Source organism: Melghirimyces profundicolus (genome assembly GCF_003054245.1).
GTDB lineage: Bacteria > Bacillota > Bacilli > Thermoactinomycetales > DSM-45169 > Melghirimyces > Melghirimyces profundicolus.
In genome coordinates this window covers 46,961-66,253 of record NZ_QBKR01000006.1, presented here as the reverse complement: position 1 = coordinate 66,253, position 19,293 = coordinate 46,961, and the positions used below count along the sequence as shown (strand labels likewise).

Annotated in this window: 17 protein-coding genes and 1 pseudogene; 13 read left to right on the top strand and 5 right to left on the bottom strand. The window is 50.5% G+C overall.

The window, feature by feature from the left end; translation table 11 throughout:
- Positions 1-430: 430 nt before the first annotated feature.
- Positions 431-1,195, bottom strand: coding sequence for a nitrilase-related carbon-nitrogen hydrolase (locus C8P63_RS05995; protein WP_245920736.1), 765 nt, complete (start codon positions 1,193-1,195; stop codon positions 431-433).
- 91 nt (positions 1,196-1,286) lie between these two features.
- On the opposite strand from C8P63_RS05995, the gene glnH reads away from it, so the two are divergent.
- The 5 genes from glnH to C8P63_RS05965 all read left to right on the top strand — a co-directional run bounded on the left by glnH (position 1,287) and on the right by C8P63_RS05965 (position 5,965).
- Complete coding sequence (gene glnH, locus C8P63_RS05990) at positions 1,287-2,066, top strand: glutamine ABC transporter substrate-binding protein GlnH (protein WP_108022438.1); 780 nt, start codon at positions 1,287-1,289, stop codon at positions 2,064-2,066.
- 51 nt (positions 2,067-2,117) lie between these two features.
- Positions 2,118-2,786: an ABC transporter permease subunit gene (locus C8P63_RS05985; RefSeq protein ID WP_170109522.1), complete on the top strand. Its 669-nt coding sequence runs from the start codon at positions 2,118-2,120 to the stop codon at positions 2,784-2,786.
- On the top strand, positions 2,786-3,508 hold the full coding sequence (locus C8P63_RS05980) for an amino acid ABC transporter ATP-binding protein (protein WP_108022506.1): 723 nt from the start codon (positions 2,786-2,788) through the stop codon (positions 3,506-3,508). Before C8P63_RS05985 ends, C8P63_RS05980 begins: the two co-directional genes overlap by 1 nt.
- A 679-nt stretch (positions 3,509-4,187) precedes the next feature.
- The gene (locus C8P63_RS05970) at positions 4,188-4,889 is read left to right on the top strand and encodes an IspD/TarI family cytidylyltransferase (RefSeq protein WP_170109521.1); all 702 of its coding nucleotides are present in this window, start codon (positions 4,188-4,190) and stop codon (positions 4,887-4,889) included.
- A complete protein-coding gene (locus C8P63_RS05965; protein WP_108022435.1) occupies positions 4,886-5,965 on the top strand; it encodes an alcohol dehydrogenase catalytic domain-containing protein in 1,080 nt (359 codons plus the stop codon). The genes C8P63_RS05970 and C8P63_RS05965 overlap by 4 nt, the downstream gene beginning before the upstream one ends.
- A gap of 154 nt (positions 5,966-6,119) precedes the next feature.
- Here C8P63_RS05965 and C8P63_RS05960 read toward each other — a convergent pair whose 3' ends face one another.
- The 4 genes from C8P63_RS05960 to C8P63_RS05945 form a co-directional block, all read right to left on the bottom strand.
- Positions 6,120-7,412, bottom strand: a complete 1,293-nt coding sequence (locus tag C8P63_RS05960; RefSeq protein ID WP_108022434.1) for a CDP-glycerol glycerophosphotransferase family protein — start codon at positions 7,410-7,412, stop codon at positions 6,120-6,122.
- Positions 7,413-7,779: 367 nt separating this feature from the next.
- On the bottom strand, positions 7,780-8,037 hold the full coding sequence (locus C8P63_RS05955) for a hypothetical protein (RefSeq protein ID WP_108022433.1): 258 nt from the start codon (positions 8,035-8,037) through the stop codon (positions 7,780-7,782).
- Positions 8,038-8,268: 231 nt separating this feature from the next.
- Positions 8,269-9,039, bottom strand: coding sequence for a helix-turn-helix domain-containing protein (locus C8P63_RS05950; RefSeq protein WP_108022432.1), 771 nt, complete (start codon positions 9,037-9,039; stop codon positions 8,269-8,271).
- Positions 9,024-10,598, bottom strand: a complete 1,575-nt coding sequence (locus tag C8P63_RS05945) for a class I adenylate-forming enzyme family protein (protein WP_108022431.1) — start codon at positions 10,596-10,598, stop codon at positions 9,024-9,026. Before C8P63_RS05945 ends, C8P63_RS05950 begins: the two co-directional genes overlap by 16 nt.
- A 258-nt stretch (positions 10,599-10,856) precedes the next feature.
- Here C8P63_RS05945 and C8P63_RS05940 point away from each other — a divergent pair, with 258 nt between their 5' ends.
- The 8 genes and pseudogenes from C8P63_RS05940 (at position 10,857) to C8P63_RS05900 (ending at position 19,225) form a co-directional block, all read left to right on the top strand.
- Positions 10,857-12,017, top strand: coding sequence for an XdhC family protein (locus C8P63_RS05940; RefSeq protein ID WP_108022430.1), 1,161 nt, complete (start codon positions 10,857-10,859; stop codon positions 12,015-12,017).
- 16 nt (positions 12,018-12,033) lie between these two features.
- A pseudogene (locus C8P63_RS19985) lies at positions 12,034-12,542 on the top strand (nucleotidyltransferase family protein).
- Positions 12,539-14,968: a xanthine dehydrogenase family protein molybdopterin-binding subunit gene (locus C8P63_RS05925; RefSeq protein ID WP_108022427.1), complete on the top strand. Its 2,430-nt coding sequence runs from the start codon at positions 12,539-12,541 to the stop codon at positions 14,966-14,968. Before C8P63_RS19985 ends, C8P63_RS05925 begins: the two are co-directional and overlap by 4 nt.
- Complete coding sequence (locus C8P63_RS05920) at positions 14,965-15,420, top strand: SRPBCC family protein (protein ID WP_108022426.1); 456 nt, start codon at positions 14,965-14,967, stop codon at positions 15,418-15,420. Before C8P63_RS05925 ends, C8P63_RS05920 begins: the two co-directional genes overlap by 4 nt.
- Positions 15,421-15,452: 32 nt before the next feature.
- Positions 15,453-16,337 carry an FAD binding domain-containing protein gene (locus C8P63_RS05915; RefSeq protein ID WP_108022425.1) on the top strand — a complete coding sequence of 295 codons (885 nt, stop codon included), beginning with the start codon at positions 15,453-15,455 and terminating at the stop codon, positions 16,335-16,337.
- Positions 16,334-16,837 carry a (2Fe-2S)-binding protein gene (locus tag C8P63_RS05910; protein WP_108022424.1) on the top strand — a complete coding sequence of 168 codons (504 nt, stop codon included), beginning with the start codon at positions 16,334-16,336 and terminating at the stop codon, positions 16,835-16,837. The genes C8P63_RS05915 and C8P63_RS05910 overlap by 4 nt, the downstream gene beginning before the upstream one ends.
- A gap of 21 nt (positions 16,838-16,858) precedes the next feature.
- Complete coding sequence (locus tag C8P63_RS05905; RefSeq protein WP_108022423.1) at positions 16,859-18,418, top strand: class I adenylate-forming enzyme family protein; 1,560 nt, start codon at positions 16,859-16,861, stop codon at positions 18,416-18,418.
- Complete coding sequence (locus C8P63_RS05900) at positions 18,419-19,225, top strand: enoyl-CoA hydratase/isomerase family protein (RefSeq protein ID WP_108022422.1); 807 nt, start codon at positions 18,419-18,421, stop codon at positions 19,223-19,225.
- Positions 19,226-19,293: the final 68 nt, after the last annotated feature.

The window sequence follows — 19,293 nt, the reverse complement described above, 5'->3', positions numbered from 1 at the left end:
CAACGGGAACCTGCTTCTTTTCCCCGGGTCACACTCCGGATCTTTGCCACTTCGGATTCCGTTCCGGATAAACCGTAAGTTGGCTCCGTTTTCCGGAGGATCGGACCCCATGCTCCTTTTAGCATAACATTCGTGAAATTGGGGGCAGTCATCTCCCCACTTCCCAAACCCCGGGCAAAAGCGCTTTCATTGAGCCGTTTATTTACCTCGACCGTCCAGACGGTCTCTTACCACCTCGTCGACAAAGGCCGGATGCTCCAGCATCCGGCGCCGGGCGTCAGCACAATATGACAATTCAGATATCATATAAGTTACACACCATTTAAACAACGGGACGGCATTTTGTCAATGTCTTAAAAGCAACGTCCCCGGCCGTTTTTCGGGATGAACCCGCATCCGAAAGGTAAGCAAGGTCGGTGGAGAGGGGGGCTCAAAGGATTCCGAAGCGGGGGCAATCTTTCAGATAGGGGATCTGTTCCCGGGCACTTTTCAATCCCTCTCTGTCCAATTCTCCGATGATGATTTCCTCCCTGTCCCGGGCAGCCTGTTCCTGAATGATCCCCCGGGGATTGATCCAGGTGCTTTTGCCGCAGATATTTTCGCCGATTGTATTGACACCCATCACAAAACAGGTATTGTCCAAAGCCCGTGCAGGCAATTGGATGTTCCACCGGTGTTCCGCTGTTGTACTCCAGACCGAAGGAACAAAGATCAGTTCGGCACCCTGCAGAGCCAACTTGCGGGCAGACTCGGGAAACTCCGCATCATAGCAGATCAATACCCCGAAAGAGATCCCATTGGTTTGCCAGACCCTGTACACAGGTTCCCCGGGAGTGAACACCGCTTGTTCATTGCCCCACAGAAGCGCTTTCCGATGCACTCCCATCACTTTTCCGCCCTTGGAGATGACAGCGGCGGAGATATAAAGCTCCTTTCCCTCCTTCTCAGGAAACGGCAAAATCAGGGTCACTTTCAATTTCTCCGCCAAAAAACGGAACTCGGCAACGGTGGGACCGTCCACCGTTTCAGCCAACCAAACGTACTCCTCTCTGGAAAGTCCATAACCGGTGCTCCATAGTTCAGGAAGGCAAATGATCTCCGCTCCCTTTTCAGCCGCTTCGCAAACTTTCTCTTTTGCTTTTCTTCGATTCGCTCCCACATCGGACGCAACCGAAGCCATTTGGACGGCAGCCACCTTCAATGGGGATCACTCCTGTCCATAGATAATTTTGAATATATTATCTCTTTTGATATAATCAAATGTATCTTTCTCAAGGAGGGTACTCATGAATAAAATCGTTCAAAAGCTTGGGATCGCCACGCTGGTTCTGGTACTCAGTCTCTCAGCCGTTGCCTGTTCATCCAGCTCCGGTGATCAGGCGAAAGAGAAAATCACGGTGGGCACCGACTCCAGCTTCGTTCCCTTTGAGTTTCTGAATGAGGAGACCAATGAATATGACGGATTCGACATCGATTTGGTAAAAGCCTTGTCCAAGGAAGTGGGCTTTGAATATGAACTGAAAACCATGGACTTCAACGGATTGATCCCCGCCCTCCAAACCAACAAGCTGGACATGGCCATCGCGGGGATGACCATTAAGGAAGAGCGGAAAAAAGTGGTTGACTTTTCCCAGCCCTATTATGATGCCGGGTTGTTGATCCTGGTTCAGAAAGATGAAAAAGAGATCAAGGGCCTCGAAGATCTCAAGGGTAAAAAAATCGCCACCAAACAGGGAACCACCAGCTATGATTTTGCAACAAATATTGACGGAGTGAAAGAAGTCGTCCCCTTCCCCAACATCGACCAGGCCTATCTGGAACTGGAAAAAGGAGCCGCGGACGCCGTCATTTTCGACTCCCCCAATGTCCTTTACTACAGCCAGAATAAAGGCAAAGGAAAAGTGAAGACCGTCGGCAAGCTGCTGCAGGGTCAACAATACGGCATCGCCTTCCCGAAAGGGAGCGAACTGCGGGACAAAGTGGATAAAGCCATGACCAAACTGAAGGAAGACGGCACCTATGACAAGCTGTACAAAAAGTGGTTTGGGGAAGCACCTCCACAGTAACGTTCAATCCCGCTCGTCTTCAAATTGATTTTTGCACGGGGAGGCGATGGAGTGGCACAAGGACTCGATATTGACTGGACATACGCGATCGATGCAATTCCTCTCCTGCTTGAGGGAGCAAAACTGACGGTTGTGATCACGTTTTTCGGGCTGATCATCGGGTTTGTGATCGGTGTGCTCACCGGGTTGGCCCGCGGGTCGGACAACAAATTGATCAAAGGGATCGCCACAGGCTATGTGGAGGTGATCCGGGGGACACCGATCATGGTCCAGGCGCTGTATATTTACTTTGCCATCCCCCAGCTTCTGGGGGTGGATATCCCGTCTTTGAACGCTTCCATTGCCGCCATCGCCATCAATTCCGGGGCCTATATCGCCGAAGTGGTGCGTGGTTCGGTGCAATCGATCGACCGGGGACAGGTGGAGGCGGGGCGTTCTCTGGGGCTCTCCAGGATTCAGACTTTTTATCATGTCGTCTGGCCCCAGGCCTTCAAACGGATGATCCCCCCTCTGGGCAACCAATTCATCATCAGTCTGAAAGATACTTCCCTGTTAGCTGTGATCGGGGTGGGGGAACTCACCCGTCAGGGACAAATCGCGGTTGCAAACAATTTCCGCGCCTTTGAAATCTGGACAGCCGTTGGCGTCATCTATCTCGCCATTACCCTGTCCCTCACCTTTGTTCTGAGGAGAATGGAACGGAGGCTGAATGTCCGGTGATCATCCAAGTGCGGAATCTGCATAAGTCGTTCGGGTCCCTCGAAGTCTTAAAGGAGATCAACTGCACCATCGAAGAAAGGGAAGTGGCCTGTGTCATCGGCCCATCCGGCTCCGGAAAAAGCACCTTTTTGCGGTGTCTCAACCTTCTGGAAGAGATCACCCGGGGAAACGTGATTGTCAATGGAAACGATCTGACCGACCCCCAAACGGATCTCAATCATGTACGTACAGAGGTGGGGATGGTCTTTCAGCAATTCAACCTCTTTCCCCACCGCACGGTCATGGAAAACCTGACACTGGCTCCGATGAAAGTGCGAAAGGAATCCAAAGAACAGGCCGGGGAAAAGGCGTTGCAACTGCTGGAAAAAGTGGGGTTGCAAGAGAAAGCCGATGTCTACCCGGACAAACTGTCCGGTGGCCAGAAACAGCGGGTGGCCATCGCCAGAGCCCTGGCCATGAACCCGAAAGTCATGTTGTTTGACGAACCCACTTCCGCGCTGGATCCGGAACTGGTGGGGGAAGTACTTGCGGTCATGAAAGATTTGGCCAAAGAGGGGATGACCATGGTGGTGGTGACCCACGAGATGGGGTTTGCCAGGGAAGTGGCGGACCGGGTCATCTTCATGGATCAGGGAAAATTCGTGGAAGAAAACACACCCGCTCAATTGTTTACCAACCCGGCCCATGAGCGGACCCGGTTGTTCCTGAATAAAATACTGTGAGTCAAAGATAAAAGAGCGAACCGTTTTTGATCCCATGAAAGTCCCTTGACCGGGCTGTATCAACGGGCTTGGTGCAGTATGGGCGGGGGCGGAGAGGATCAGTAACAATAAAAATCCACCGATATTATCTTAAATCCCCTGATTTTAACTGGAAATCAGGGGATTTTGGTATTTTAACGGAAAGATTCAGCGAAGTGTATATATTCAAGTAACGCACAGGAACGATAATAACTTCGGGTTTGTGACGGAAGCTGAACGGGAGGACTTACTCCGTTTCGGTCTCCGGTGGGTTGATCTGTTTGTTGCGGCCTGCGCTCAGCCCCGTCAACAGCATCAGGAGGCAAGCGGCCGACCACACCGTCGCCAAAGGGAAGGACAAGCTATTTTTTTGAGAATGGAAGCGCTCACCGGATGAACACCGCCGTTTTTCTCATTTTGGACAGAAAACCGTTTCAAGTTACGAATAACAAAGATGAAGCTCCTTCCATAAATATGCTGAACGAATGCCGGATTCCGTCCGGCCGCTGGGGAAAGAAGGTCCATTCATACCTGAAATGCATTGAGTATTTTCCTTCAGAGGGCCGATATGTGTCCCGGGAAATAAAAAATTGCGCAATGCATCAATAATCTGATCCGGGAAGTGTTAAGTGCAAGGCTGGATCAAAGGGGGATGATTTTAATGAATGTCGGCATCATTTTGGCTGCCGGAGCAGGCAGCAGGTTTGGAGCCGATAAGCCCAAACAGTTTACTCTCATCGATGGAAAACCGGTTGTGTATTACACCTTAAAATCGTTTGTGGATGCCGGACTGCTCGACAAGATTCTGGTGGTTCTCTCAACACCGTATATGGAATTGGGGGAAGAGATCTTAAACCGGTATTTTAGTCATTATTCCGAAGAAATTCATTTATGCGAAGGTGGAACCACCAGACAGGAATCCTTGTTCAACGGTGTGAAATATGCCATCGACATCTTTGAAAAAAAGGATCTTAAGGTTGTCAGTCATTGTGCGGCAAGGCCTCTGTTACCGAAACCGGTGATTCAAAAGAACCTGGAACTGCTCGAAAAAGGAAAAAGTGTGGATACGGTCAAACGGGTGTATGACACCATGCTTTATACAAACGATCGGGGGAAAACGGAGTTCATCGACAGGGACAGGCTGTTTACCGGACTTACTCCCCAGTCCTTTTACGCCTGTAATTATATGGAGGCTTTTCGTCGGGTGAAAGATCGGTTGAGTGAATTTACTTGTGCCTGTTCGTTGATGCTGGGCGCGGGTTATGAGACTGTCCTTTATGTTACGGACAGCCCGATCCATAAGATCACGGTAAAAGAGGATGTCAATATCATAAAACATCATCTGGGGGAGTGGGGAGCATGAAGAGCAGTAAAATCGCGCTTTATTTACCTGAAAAATTGAGAGTGGAGCAATATGACATCGAGAAAAAGGGCATTATTGTAAAGCCGACTTATTTATCCGTATGTAATGCGGATATTCGATATTATCTCGGTGAAAGACCCAGTGAAGTGTTAAAGAAAAAGCTCCCCCTCGTGCTCATTCATGAAGCAGTGGGAGAAGTCGTGTACAGTGATGATCAGGATTTCAAGGAAGGAGATCATGTAGCCATTGTTCCCATCAGCAAGGATGCCTCCGGCCTTGATGAAGAGTATAACTATGATTATCCAGGCAGCAAATTTATGTCAAGCTCAACGGATGGGTGTATGCAAACCTTGTTACAGCTTGGCAGAGAAAACGTGGTGAAGTTTTCGAAAATCGAACCAAGATATGGTACAGTGATTGAGGTCGCCAGTGTCGCGATGCAGGCAGTGAAAAGGCTCAAAAAATTTTATAACCGGAATGTGGGGAAGGTTGCCGTTTGGGGAACAGGTTCCGTGGGTTACTGGACCGCTTTGTTGCTGAAGGAAGAGATGCCCTATACCCATATCACCGTGATCGGAAGATCCCCGAAAAAGCTGGAAGCGTTTTCGTTCGCGGACGAAACGATTCTCCAGCAGGACCTGGAGTCAAAAGATGAGTTTGACCTGGTGGTTGAAGCTGTTGGAGGACATGGCACTGAAACGGTGATGACGAAAGCGATCGAAATTGTTAAGCCGGTGGGGTGTATCCTCATGCTGGGTGTAAGTGAGCAGAACATCAACATCAATACAAGAAAATGGATGGAAAAGGGGATCCTCATTCTCACAAGTCACCGTTCCACCTATAAAGACTTTGTGGATGTGGTCAAGATCATGGAGAACTCGGACCTGGTTCAGCGCCATATTAAAAAGAGTGTGTCGTTTATTAAGAAGGTGGAAGATCTTGACGATGTCCATGAGGCGATGACCCAGGCCAGGGAGCATCAGTTTAAAATGGTTATGAAATGGGATTTTATGAAATCAAATGAAATAAAAGTGATTCATGATCATGTTGACAAAAAAGAGCCTCAATTGATCTGAATCCCAAACCAAGGTACAGAAGCCTTCAGTGAACGAAAAAAGGGACTTCCATCTTTTTTTGGTCATGAGAAACCCCCTGAAAGTGATTTGCACACACTTTTAATGGTGTGTGCAAATCACTTTCAGGGGGCAGTTTGATTCAGAGATTTTTTATTCATCCGGAGGGTTTGTGTTCCTCATATTCCAAATCAGGATCGGAAGGAATTCTTTTCAGTTTTGCATGCTCCATACCGTCACGATTGATAAAACGTACGATAAAATCGGCAAACCTCTTGGCATTATCCTTCGGAACCTCTCCGAAGTACTCTGCCGCAAATTTCCTCACTCTTGCACCATTACCGATATTGGCCCTGATTTCTTCATATAGCGCCGCTTCGGTCATGCAAATGGGACCCGGTACAAACGTTTTAAAATCAAAGTAGAAACCACGGTCATCCAAATACTCATCCAGGTCTTTGGCCAGAAATACAACCGGCTTGCCAAGCAAGGCAAATTCAAAGAATGTGGATGAATAGTCATTAATGAGCAGATCGGAAATCAGCATCAGGTTATTTACATTCTCATTACTCAAATCCAGGAATTTGTCGGCATGTTGTTCGCTGGGCGGACGGTAGCTTGATTTTTTCATGGAGGGATGTTTCTTCAGGATCAGCATAAAGTGATCATCCAAGCGGCTCAACAGCTCATCAAAGTTCATAAAATGGTGGGCATCGGCCCTGTTCGAGAATCCTCTGTACGTAGGTGTATACAACAGAATTTTTTTATTCCGCAACTGCGGATATTTATCAAAAAGCTGTTCTTTTTTCTCCTCAATGTAATCCTCATCAAAAAGCAAATCCACCCTTGGGTTGAAAATGCCCTCCAATATTTTGCATCCAGGTGCAAAGGATTCCAAGTATTTCTCCCGAAACCTGATACCGGGGTCGAGGGTATAATCATACACATGGATGATTTTTAATTCCTCATTGTCTTCATGTTCAAGCCGCAGAAGGTTGTCTACATTGGCAAGGCCAAATTTTTTAAAGGCGCCAAGGGCGTGCCAGGTCTGGACGATCAGTTGGTTCCCGTTCCTTTTTAAATATTTGATCGGTCTGTAGACATCCTCGACGATAATCACCTCACTGGTGGCCAGATCATACGGAATTGTTATCAGTCGTGAAATGATACTTCGTCCGAAATAATTATGATATCTGCGGTTTTTTATGCCCTCATATTCACGGAGGTGTTTTTTCACCAGTTTATATTGGATCGGGCTGACACCACCGGAGCCGAAAGAGACAACCTTCCCTTTCTTTACTTTGAAGCATTTTTGCAGGACACGGGCCAGACGTGGCGTAAGTTCTCTCTGCATATATCGGCCCAGTGAGGTTGTTTGTTGAAGAAAGGAGGGTCTCAACAATATTTTAACAGGTTTTGTCTTTATTATCTTTATTAAGATTTTTTTCATTTCAGCGACACCTCGGTATAGTTTTTAAATTTGCCATCCTGATGATAGGAGCGCTCAGATTGTAAATCATTGAATAATATATATAGTAATTGTCGGTCAAAAATCCAATATATATTTTAAATGATACAGTTTATTGTGTATTTTATCAAGGTTTTCAACTTTGGAATAAGTCTTTCTGAGTATCGGGTAACACAATAAAACCCATGAGGATATAATCTTCAGGGGTGAAAAATCAGCCGGGACAGTAAAAACACCGGATTCTGAAGGGAAACAGGGCTGTATCCAGCTGATACAGGTATGGGAAGAAGTAATAAGGCTGCGTTCACGCTGCACTTTAAAGCAAGCGGCCCGTTGGGCGGGACTCTGCTCAGAATTTTCTTTGTTTGTCCTCCTTACAGGGGCGGCGAGCCGGGGGATCCATTTCATCCGCTTTCGGGCATGTCTTTCCGGAACTTTGGACCGCGGCATTCAGATCCTTCACAAGTTCCGCCAACGCATTCCCATAGGCGATCTTGTGAAGCGGATCATCGACATCCGATGGAATGCCCCTTTCCTCCAGAACCGGTACCGTTTCCGGCCAGATCTGAACAATCTCCGATACCGGCATGTTATGTTGGATTGCCATGTTAATCCTCCTTCGTTGCCCATGGGTCGCCCCTCTCCTTATTTTACACTTCCCTTCGGAGAAATTATCATGAACCTGGAATGAAACATTGGGAAGGGGTTCATTTTTGGTGTCTCAATGGGAAAACTGAATTCAGATTCAGTTTCAGGGGAGTGTGATCATCAGGCAGACTCTTTTCTCATGCGGGGGAAGAAAGCCATCTCCCTTGGCTTAAACGGCCTCGCATAATAGTCATATCGGTTTCTTGAATTTGGAAAATATTTTTCGGTATTCACTCGGTGTTTTGCCTTCCAGACGTTTAAATGTCGTGGAAAAGTATCCTGCGCTTGTAAAGCCCAAGTAATCCGAGATGACCTCGACTGGAAGGGAGGTCATTTTGAGCAACCCCTTCGATTTTTCTACTCGGTAACGTGTAAGGTACTCAATAAACGTTACACCCGTTTCCGATTTGAACAGGCGGCTGAAATGGGAAGGACTCAGATAGACATGATTTGCCACTTCCTTTAACGTGATCGGTTTTTGATACTTTGCCTGAATGTATCGAAGAGCTGTCTGAATGGGATTGGCAAAGTCGGTTTCCACTTCATCTGAAATATGGTTCTTTGGTATCCATTCATCGACTTCTTTGCTCATTTCGCGGATCATCCATCGATCAAAAACGGACAATAATTCGCTTTTTAAGACGGGTTTTAATAAATACGCGGAAAAGCCAATATTGATGCAAGTTTGTACCGTATGAAACAACTTTAACTGTGTTAAAACGATAATGGGTATTTGAGGATACAGATCAAGCGCCATTTTTCCGAGTACGAAACCATCTTGGTCGGGCAAAGACAGATCCATGATCACCACATTGGGTCGAACACGCTTTAGAATGGATATTCCCTGAGAAACCGTCTCCGCTTCATAAATCGTCAGGTAATGGTATTGGCTTCCTTCAACAATGGAACAAACAGCCTGGCGGCTCTCGATCTCGTTATCTACGACTAATAATTCGGCCAAGTGGATCCCTCCTCGTTGAGAAGATGGATCATCTCCCTGTTTCGCAGTTTTCGGCGAAGAATTTTCCCAGAGGGCATTCGGGGAATTTCGGAAACAAATACGTATTTTCTCGGTCGTTTATAGTTTGACAACTTTTGATGTTCTTTGCAGAAGAGATCCAAATCCTGTACCGTGACCGACCGGTCTTTGGGAACGATGAAAGCGGAAATAATCTGCCCCCATCGATCGTCTTGTTCTCCGATAACGACAGCCTCTTTCACGGCGGGATGTTCAGAGAGTACGGACTCGATCTCATGGGGGTGAATGTTTTCGCCCCCGGAAAGGATCATCTCGTCTAGCCGGCCGATGACATACAATTCCCCTTCATCGTCAAACACTCCCAGGTCTCCGGTAAAATACCATCCTTTCCGGATGGCTTTACGTGTTGCGTCCGGACGGTTCCAATACCCTTTAAAGGCTTCGACCGAGCGGGTATCGACAATAATTTCCCCCATCTCCCCCGGGGAGACGATATCCGACGGTTCTGAATTCCCCTCGGTGTCCGGAGAGACCAATCGAATATTCTGATGAATCCCCGGTTTTCCGGCGCAACCCGGTTTTTTTCGGACATCGGTACAGGTTGTAAACGTATAAACTTCCGTGCTTCCGTAATGATTGACAAACTTTTCCGGGCGGAAGAGTTGGTCGCATTTGGAAATCAACGTTTTAGACATCGGTGATCCGGCGTAGCCGATCGTCCGGAGTGAAGTAAAATCAAAATCCTCCATCCGGGTATCATTTACCATATCGTGGTACATGGTCGGTGTCAGGTAAAGGCAGCTGATTCCCTCTTCCGTTATTTTTTGAGCGGCCTCATAGCTGTCAAACTCCGGAACCACGACGAATTTCCCGTTCAACATCATAATGGACAGAAAGCAATGCAGACCCATCGTGTGATACAGCGGAATGGCACCCAATGTACTGTCAAATGGTTCATAACCTTGTTGGATGATGTGAGCTGTCACGGATGCGTATTCGTTGTTGTGACTGTGGGGAACTCCCTTTGGACGGTCCACCGTTCCCGAAGTATAGAGGATCACGGATAAATCGTCACCGCCGAGGTGAACCGCTTCAAATGTATCCTGGCCCTGTCGGATTAACTCCGGGTAAGATAAGTCGGCTCCTTCGTCATCCAAACCAATAAAGACGGGTCTTTCGTTTAATTGATCCCGGATGTCTTTAATGGCTGCATGGTAGCTGGTCCTTTCAAAAAACAAGGCCTTTGCTTCCAAATCATTCACACAATATTTTATATCTTCGGCCGAAAGCCGAATATTGATCGGAGCGAATACAGCTCCGATTTTTTGTGCGGCCCAAAACAGTACCATCATTTCCATTCGATTGTTCATCAAGACGGCTATTCGGTCGCCATTGCCGAGGCCTAATTTTTGCAGGGAAACAGCCATGCGATTTACTTCTTGGTTTAACTGTGCATAGGTCCAACGCCGCTTGTCCTGAACGAGAGCCACCCGTTCCGGATGCCGTTCAGCAGCGAATTCGAAAAGTCTTCCCAGATTCATCACACCGTCCCCTTCGATACAAATTAACGCTTTGATGGTTTTCTGCTTTGGCAAATCCTTATTTCGCCACACAGGAAACCGCTTTCAACATCATCAGGCTGGAGCAAAAAGTTGAAATGGGTGATGCGAAGATTTTAAAACAAGAATATTTAAATGTTTTCTATGATTATAAGCAAGCGGTGATTATCTGACAAATGGAAAGCATGGGCAAAATCAAGGCAGCCTGGTATAGATCGTACGACGGAATGGTGGTGGAAGATGGTGGACCTTTATAAAGAGTTGAAGCTGCACTGGGACAGCAAAACCCCGGCCGTTGTGGCGACGATTATTGACACCGGGGGCTCCACCTACCGACAGGTCGGGGCTAAAAGCTTGATCCTCAACTCCGGGAGAATCATTGGAACGTTAAGTGGAGGGTGTGTCGAAGAGGATATTTATGAACACGCTCAATCCGTCTTACAAGAGGGAGCTCCACGAACCATCAAGTATGATTTTCGGGGGGAAGGGGATCTGCTTTGGGGACTCGGTCTGGGATGCAATGGATCACTTTCAATCTGGCTTCAACCCTTTGACCCGGTTCGCAACCCTTCCATGGCGAAAGGGTTGTTGAATGTCTTCCGCAAGCAACTGACGGCAACGGCTCCTTTTTCCGTGATGACCGTGATCCAATCCGAAGGGGATCGGATCCCGCCTGGAACCCAACGGATATCAGACAGACAAAATGGAAGCGTTCACACAGAAGGTTGGGAGGAAGCGGCGCGAGTTGCCTCCTGTCTTCGGGAGGCGGACCGTTCGAAGCTGGTTCAGGTGACGATGAAGACGCATAAAGGAGAGCGGATCAACGTCGCATGTTATATCGAAACGATGAAACCGGTTCCCCGATTGTTGATATTCGGAGGGGGAGCGGATGCTCTGCCACTGGTGAAAAAAGCGAAACTGCTTGACTGGCATGTCACGGTTGTCGATCATCGCCCGGAATATGCCAATTCAAAGCGTTTTCCCCCGGCGGATCGCGTGGTGTTGCTTCCCAGGGGTGAATTCGTGGAAGGAGTCGCTCCGGATAAGGCCACAAGCGTTGTCATCATGACCCACCATTACCAGCAAGACCGCCTTTTTCTTGGTAAATTACTTCCTTATCCGTTTCCGTATTTGGGGGTATTGGGGCCCAGAAAACGAACCGAAAAGCTGTTACGCGACATCGAGTCACAGGGAGTGCCGCTTACCAAGGGGATGTTGGAAAAACTCCACGCTCCCGTGGGCTTGGATATCGGGGCCGAAACTCCGGAGGAGATCGCGCTCAGTATTTTATCGGAAGTGGTTGCATCCAGGAGCGGACGCAGCGGTCGGCCGCTCCGTCTGCGAAAAGGTCCCATTCATGAACGGGTACCGGATCCTGTGGGTGTAGAGGCCGGGATCTGACGTGCCGTTTCAAAGCATGCTCCGGCATGTCGAGAAAAAGGCGGTGGCCGTACGGTCAGCCGGTGTCTGTGTTGTCCTGAACACACAGTTTCCGGAGATGGAAAATGAATTGCGCGATCTCCCCGTACACATCTGCTGGAACGAAGAAGCCCATCTCGGAATGAGCTCCTCGATCCGGACAGGAGTGAAATATTTGCCCGAGACCGCTTCCGGAGCAGCGATTCTTCTCGCTGACCCACCTTGCCTGACCCTTTTGTGGTGGAGAGGGTGATCGAATCCGCCGGCAGAACCGATAACATCATTGTACGAACGGTATATCAAGGGCAACCGGGGCACCCGGTCCTGTTCGACCCATCCTGTTTTCCCGATTTGTTGCGGCTGACCGGGGATCAGGGCGCGAAATCGATCATCCATCAACATCCGGATCAGTGCGTACGGGTTCCTGCGGAAGTTCCTCCTTTGGAGGATGTGGATACGCTGGAAGATTATTTACGGGTCATCGTGAAAGGAGGACAAAGCGAATGAAAACGATTGGTCGACGGATCCGAAGGACGGAGGATGCCCGTTTGATGACGGGACGGGGGACCTATATGGAAGATTTACAACCCCTCCCAAATCTCCACCATGCAGCCATCCTCCGAAGTCCTTATCCCCATGCACGGATAAAGGGAATCCATACGGAACGGGCAGAACAAATGCCCGGGGTCAAAGGTGTGGTGACAGGGAGGGACGTCGCGCGGTGGACCCAACCGTTCCCCGTTGGGGTCACAGCACCGGTCGAATACTATTCGTTGGCTGTGGAGAAAGTTCGTTTTGCCGGGGAACCGGTTGCCGTCGTGGTGGCAAAAAACCGGTATTTGGCTGAAGACGCTCTGGATGCGATCGAGGTCGAATACGAACCGCTTCCGGCCGTGGTCGACATTGAAAAAGCCCTTGAGCCCGACGCTCCTGTTCTGCACGATCAAGTGGGGACGAATATCGCAAACGACCGCACGTTTGACTACGGCGACGTGGACGGTGCGTTTTCCGAGGCCGATCTGGTGGTCAGTCACAAATTCAACTTTCCGAAGTTCAGCGCCACTCCGGTTGAGACGTACGGTGTGATCGCCCACCATGACCCCAGCGAAAACCACTTTACCATTTGGTCCAACTTTCATGGTCCCTTTACTCTGCAATCGGTCATGGCCGCCGCTTTGCAGGTCCCCAGCAACCGGCTGCGGATTATCATTCCGAAAGACATCGGTGGAAGTTATGGCATTAAATCAGGCGTTTTTCCCTATATGGTCCTGATGGCCGTGGTCTCCAAAAAAGTAGGCCTTCCGGTGAAGTGGATCGAAGACCGGCAAGAACATCTGTTTGCCAGCTCCAGCGGGACCGACCGTGTCACCTGGATTGAAGCTGCTGTGAAGAGAGACGGTACCATTACCGGTTTAAAGATGAAAATCGTGGACAATGTCGGCGGGTATATCCGTGCTCCAGAACCGGCTTCTCTGTACCGGACGCATTCCAACACCACAGGGGCTTATAAAGTCAAAAACTTGCGTATGCACACCGTGGCTGTGATGACCAACAAGAGCCCCACGGGCTTGATTCGTGGCTACGGAGGACCGCAGCATTACTTCCCCCTGGAGAGGTTGATCCCGATGATCGCGAAACAATTGGGGATGGACCCGGCGGACGTCATACGGAAGAACTTGATCGCCAAAGACGACTTTCCCTATCGCACGGCTTCGGGAGGGATGTACGACAGCGGCGATTACCAAAAGGGCTTTGAGACGGTGCTTGAGTGTGCAAAATATGACGAATGGAAAAAGCGGCAGAAAGAAGCACGGGCGGAGGGACGGTACCTTGGAATTGGTTTGGCCTGCATTGTGGAGCCCTCGGGGTCCAACATGGGATATATCACAATGGCGCTGACCCCGGAGGAAAGGGCAAAATCCCTCCCGAAATCAGGTTGCGCGGAGGGGGCTACGGTTTCCATTGACCCGATGGGGGGGATCAGTGTTCGGATCAGTACGGTCCCGAGCGGTCAGGGACATGAGACGGTCGCTTCCCAGATTGTCGGGGAGGTATTGGGGGTCGATCCCCACTCCGTACGGGTGATCGCGGAGATGGATACGTCGACGAGTCCCTGGACGGTCGCCTCCGGGAGTTATTCCAGCCGTTTTGCCCCGGTCGGTTCGAGTGCTGTGTACCATGCCGCTCAAAAGGTAAGGAAAAAAATCCTGGAGATTGCCGGGAAACAACTGCAAGTGCCGTCCGAGGCGTTGGAGCTGAAAGATGGAAAGGCCATTGGCAAGGACGATCCGTCGAAGAGTGTTTCCTTGAGGCGCCTGATCGGATCGGCACACTGGAATCCGCAGGCATTGCCGGAGGGTGTGGAACCGGGGATTCATGAAACTGCGTTCTTCACGATTCCCACGGCGATGCCCCCGGATGAGAAGGATCTCGTCAACGGGTCCGTCACCTACGGATTTGTTGCCGATGCCGTCCTGGTCGAGGTGGATCCCGAAACTGGCCAAATCGATATTTTGGATTATGTGACGGTTCACGATGCCGGCAAGCTGTTGAATCCGTTGATCGTGGACGGACAGATCTTGGGCGGCTTGGTTCACGGGCTGGGCGGGGCGTTGTATGAAGAGCTGGCTTATGACGCGAACGGTCAGTTCCTGTCGGGAAGTTTCATGGATTACCTTTGCCCGACGGCGACGGAGATCCCACCGGTCACAGTGAAACACCTGGAGACCCCGTCCCCGCTCACCCCGCTGGGGGCGAAGGGGCTCGGGGAAGGGAACACCATGAGCGCGCCGGTGGTGATCGCCAACGCCGTTGCCGATGCGCTTCAACCCTTCGACCTCTCCATCGATACATTGCCGCTGACACCCGACCGTATCTGGTCCTTGATTCGGAAAGCCGAGAACAAACAGCCGATACTGGAGGGAGAGAAATGAACGGAAAAGGAAACATCCACCTGAACGGACCGGTCGAGGTGGTATTTGAAAAACTGCGCGATCCGGAAGTCTTGCAGGCGTGCATCATGGGATGCCAAAAGATGGAGCGTGTGGGGGAGAACCGCTACACCGCCGATCTCGCCATCGGGATCGCCTCCGTCAAAGGAAAATACAAGGCCGACATATCCCTGGAAGACATCGAAGCACCCCGACATTTCAAGCTGGTTTTGCACGGAAAGGGAGCCCCCGGTTTCGTCGATGCCGAAGGGGTGCTTGACCTGACGCCCCATGGGGAACAGACCACCGACTTGGCTTACACATACCAAGCGGAAGTTGGCGGAAAGATCGCCGCCGTCGGGCAAAGGATGCTCGGGGGTGTATCCAAACTGATTATTAAAGACTTTTTCAAGAAAATTAAAAAGGAAATGGAGAAATCGCAAAAATCCGCATGATCACCGGATGAAGAAAGGAAGGGGGGATGTCTGTGAAACCGGCATCTTTTGATTACTATCGTCCCGACACAGTCGATGAGGCGCTCCAACTTCTCGACGAAGCCGAAGATGAGGGGAAAATCCTGGCCGGGGGACAAAGCTTGGTACCCATTATGAACATGCGGCTGGCCACCCCTCAGTGCATCATCGATGTCAATGGCTTGAATGGATTGGACACCATTCGTTACGAAAGCGGCCTGATGAAGATCGGCGCATTGTCCCGCCAACGTTGCCTGGAACAGAACAATCTGGTCAAAGAAAAGGTCCCGCTGATCGCTGAGGCGGCTCCGTTTATCGGTCATACACAGACCCGGAATCGGGGAACGATCGGGGGAAGCCTCGTCCACGCGGACCCTTCCGCGGAAATCCCCCTTTCCTTACTCGTATTGGACGCGCAAGCGGTGATTCGGAGCTGTGACGAAGAGCGGACCGTCCCGGTCAGCGATTTCTTTGTCACGTATCTGACGACGGACATTATGCCCAATGAAATGTTGACCGAAATTCAGATCCCGACCGAAGGGATTCCGCAAGGATACGCCTTTGTAGAATTCAGTCGGAGACACGGGGATTTTGCACTGGTCGACGCGGCCTGTCTCATCGACACCGATGAACAGAGGCGGATCACATCTGTCCGTTTGGCGCTCGGGGGGGTGGACGCCATTCCGGTGCTCAGTGAGGATGCCACCGAGCTGTTGGTCGGGGAGAAACTCTCCTCCCGGCTGCTCGAAGAAGTGGGGCGGGCGGTACAGGCGGAAGTGGATCCCGATGAAGATCTTCATGCCTCACGGGAATACCGCAGGCACCTGGCAGGCGTTTTTGCCAAGCGAGCCGTCCGCCTGGCGTATCAACGTGCGATTCAAGGGGGCGGGACGGGATGAAGCTCAAAAAAAAGGAGCAGACGACCATCTGTCTTACAGTCAATGGTCGCCGATACGTGGAATCGGTTGAACCGAGAAAATTGTTAAGCGATTTTCTACGGGAAGACTGTGGTCTGACCGGAACCCACGTTGGCTGTGAGCATGGCGTTTGCGGTGCTTGCACGATCCTTCTGAACGGAAGTGCCGTTCGCAGTTGCCTGCTGTTTGCCGTCCAGGTGGACGGTGCGGAAATCCGTACCGTCGAGGGCCTGGACACGGAGGGTCATCTCAATCCACTGCAAGAGGCTTTTTCCGAGCACCATGCTTTGCAGTGTGGATTCTGTACTCCCGGCATCCTTCTTTCGGCATCCGAACTGCTTGAGTACAATCCGCATCCGACCACGGAGGAAATTGAAGAGATGCTTTCCGGGCACTTGTGTCGGTGTACGGGGTACAAAGGGATCGTGAAAGCGATCGAAAAGGTTGCGAACCGCAATCCAAAATTCACCCACGAAAGTTGAGCGGAGGAGGGAGGACAACCGTTGGATTTGGCCACGCTTTTTGAGTTTGCTGTCACCCGCCATCCGGACAAAACGGCCCTTGTCGAAGGCGACCGAAGGCTTACTTACAGTGAGCTTGACCGTTTGGCCGGATGCGCCGCATCCGGGCTGTGTGCCTTCGGGATCCAGCAGGGAGATCGAGTGCTCCTTGTTACCAAAAACCGATTGGAAACGGTCATTCTCTATTGGGCCGTGCAAAAGATCGGGGCTGTTTTCACGCCGATCAATTTCCGTCTCTCCACCGAAGAAGTCGCATATTGCCTGCGGGATTCCGGGGCCAAAGCAGTCGTATATGAACCGGCAAGTGCGCAGGCGGTATTGGAGGCGACCAAGGAGCATCAACCGCTCCGGATCGGGCTGGCAGGAGTGGATGGCTCAGATATCACCTTTGAACACCTCCTTACCCAAGGAAATCAAGATTTTGCACGTCCAAAGATTTCCGACAGCGATTATTGTCTGATGCTCTACACCTCCGGAACAACCGGTCGGCCCAAAGGCGTACCGCGCACTCATAAAAACGAGTACGGTGCGGCCATCGCCCACATCATCCAAAACCGATACGTTTATCATGAAAGCACGCTGGGCGTCATGCCTCTCTATCACACCATGGGCATGCGTTCCCTGTTGTCCATGGCTTTTCTGAACGGGAAACTGGTCGTGGTCCCTGACTATGATCCAAAAACGTTGCTTCACATTCTTGAGAAAGAACAAATTACCTGTGTTTACCTTGTACCCACCATCGTACACGGCATCCTCCACCATCCCGATTTTGAACGGCACGATTTGTCGTCACTCCGCAAACTCGGATATGCCGGGGCCGCGATGACGACGGCGTTGATTGAAGAATGCTTTGAAAAATTGAAGCCCGAGGTCTTCATCAATCACTTCGGAAGCACAGAGGTGTACACGTATTCCATCTGCGATTATCTCGATAAAAAACCGGGTTGTGCCGGAAAAGCCGGTTTTCACCAGCAAATCCGGGTGGTTGTCCCCGACCCGGAAGGAAAGGCCACGCCGGCGGATCAAGTCCCGGTCGGCGAGCCCGGTGAGGTCATCATCAATATTCGATCTGACGAGGCTTTTCAGGGGTATTGGAATCGTCCCGATGCCACAGAGAAAGCCATTCGGGACGGGTGGTACTTTACCGGTGATATGGGGGTGATCGACGAGGAAGGGGATCTTTATGTCGTAGGACGCGTGGATGACATGATCATCTCCGGGGGTGAAAACATCCACCCGCTCGAAGTGGAGGACGTTCTCGCCAAACATCCGAAAGTCTCCGAAGTGGCCGTCGCCGGTTTGCCGGACGACCAATGGGGAGAGGTGGTTACGGCGTATGTCGTACCGAAGGATGAGACGGTTACGGAGGAGGAAATGGATCGTTACTGCAAAGAGAATTCCGCCTTGGCAAACTTTAAACGCCCCCGGAAATATGTATGGGTGGCGGAGATTCCGAAAAGCCCGGTCGGTAAGATTCTGCGCCGCAAGTTGCGCAACGGTGAGTATGAAGAAAAAGAACTCAAACGAGAGGGTGTATCTTAAATGGCAATGAACCAATCCAGTGTCGTAACCGAAAAGTGGGACCATATCCGGGTGGAAAAAAATCCTGAAAAAGAAACCGCAACCATTACGTTGGATCGTCCCGAAAAAATGAATACCCTCAGCTATATCGGACGTTCCCACCTCCACCGGATTTTCGAACAATTAAACCAGGATGATGAAGTACGGGTGATTGTGATCAAAGGGGCGGGTGAAAAAGCATTCACGTCCGGGGGAACCATCGCAGAATTTTTGGAGCGCCACCCGGAGGAACTCTCCGTCCTGCATAAAAATGTGGCTGCTCCGGAACGTTCCCCGAAACCGGTGATCGCCCAACTTCAGGGCTTCACCTTCGGTGTTGGTTTGGAAATCGCGATGGCCTGTGATTTCCGGGTGGCTTCGGAAACGACCCAATTGGCACTTCCGGAGCTAAATCTGGGTATGATTCCGGGGAGCGGCGGCACCCAACGCATCGCCCGGATCGCGGGTCTTGGCCGGGCAAAAGACATGATCATGCGTGCGCGTCGAATCCCGGCCGAAGAGGCGCACCAGTGGGGCCTTCTGACCACGGTTGTTCCCCAAGCGGATCTGGAGAACGAGGTGCAAAGTCTGGCTGAGGAATTGAACCGTTTTTCTCCTCTGGCTCTCCGCGTGTTGAAGAGAGTGTTGAACTCTTCCCAGGAAGGACCGCTCAGCGCCGGTTTGGAAATTGAGGGGTACGCTTACGGAATGCTTCGCAGTACGGAAGATTTTCATGAAGGGGTTCATGCCTTTGTTGAAAAAAGAAAACCCCATTTCAAGGGGAAATAATCGGTGAATTGAGATTCGGGGATGGAGTCGGTCCATCCCCGATCTGCAATCACCAATTCCATGGAAGG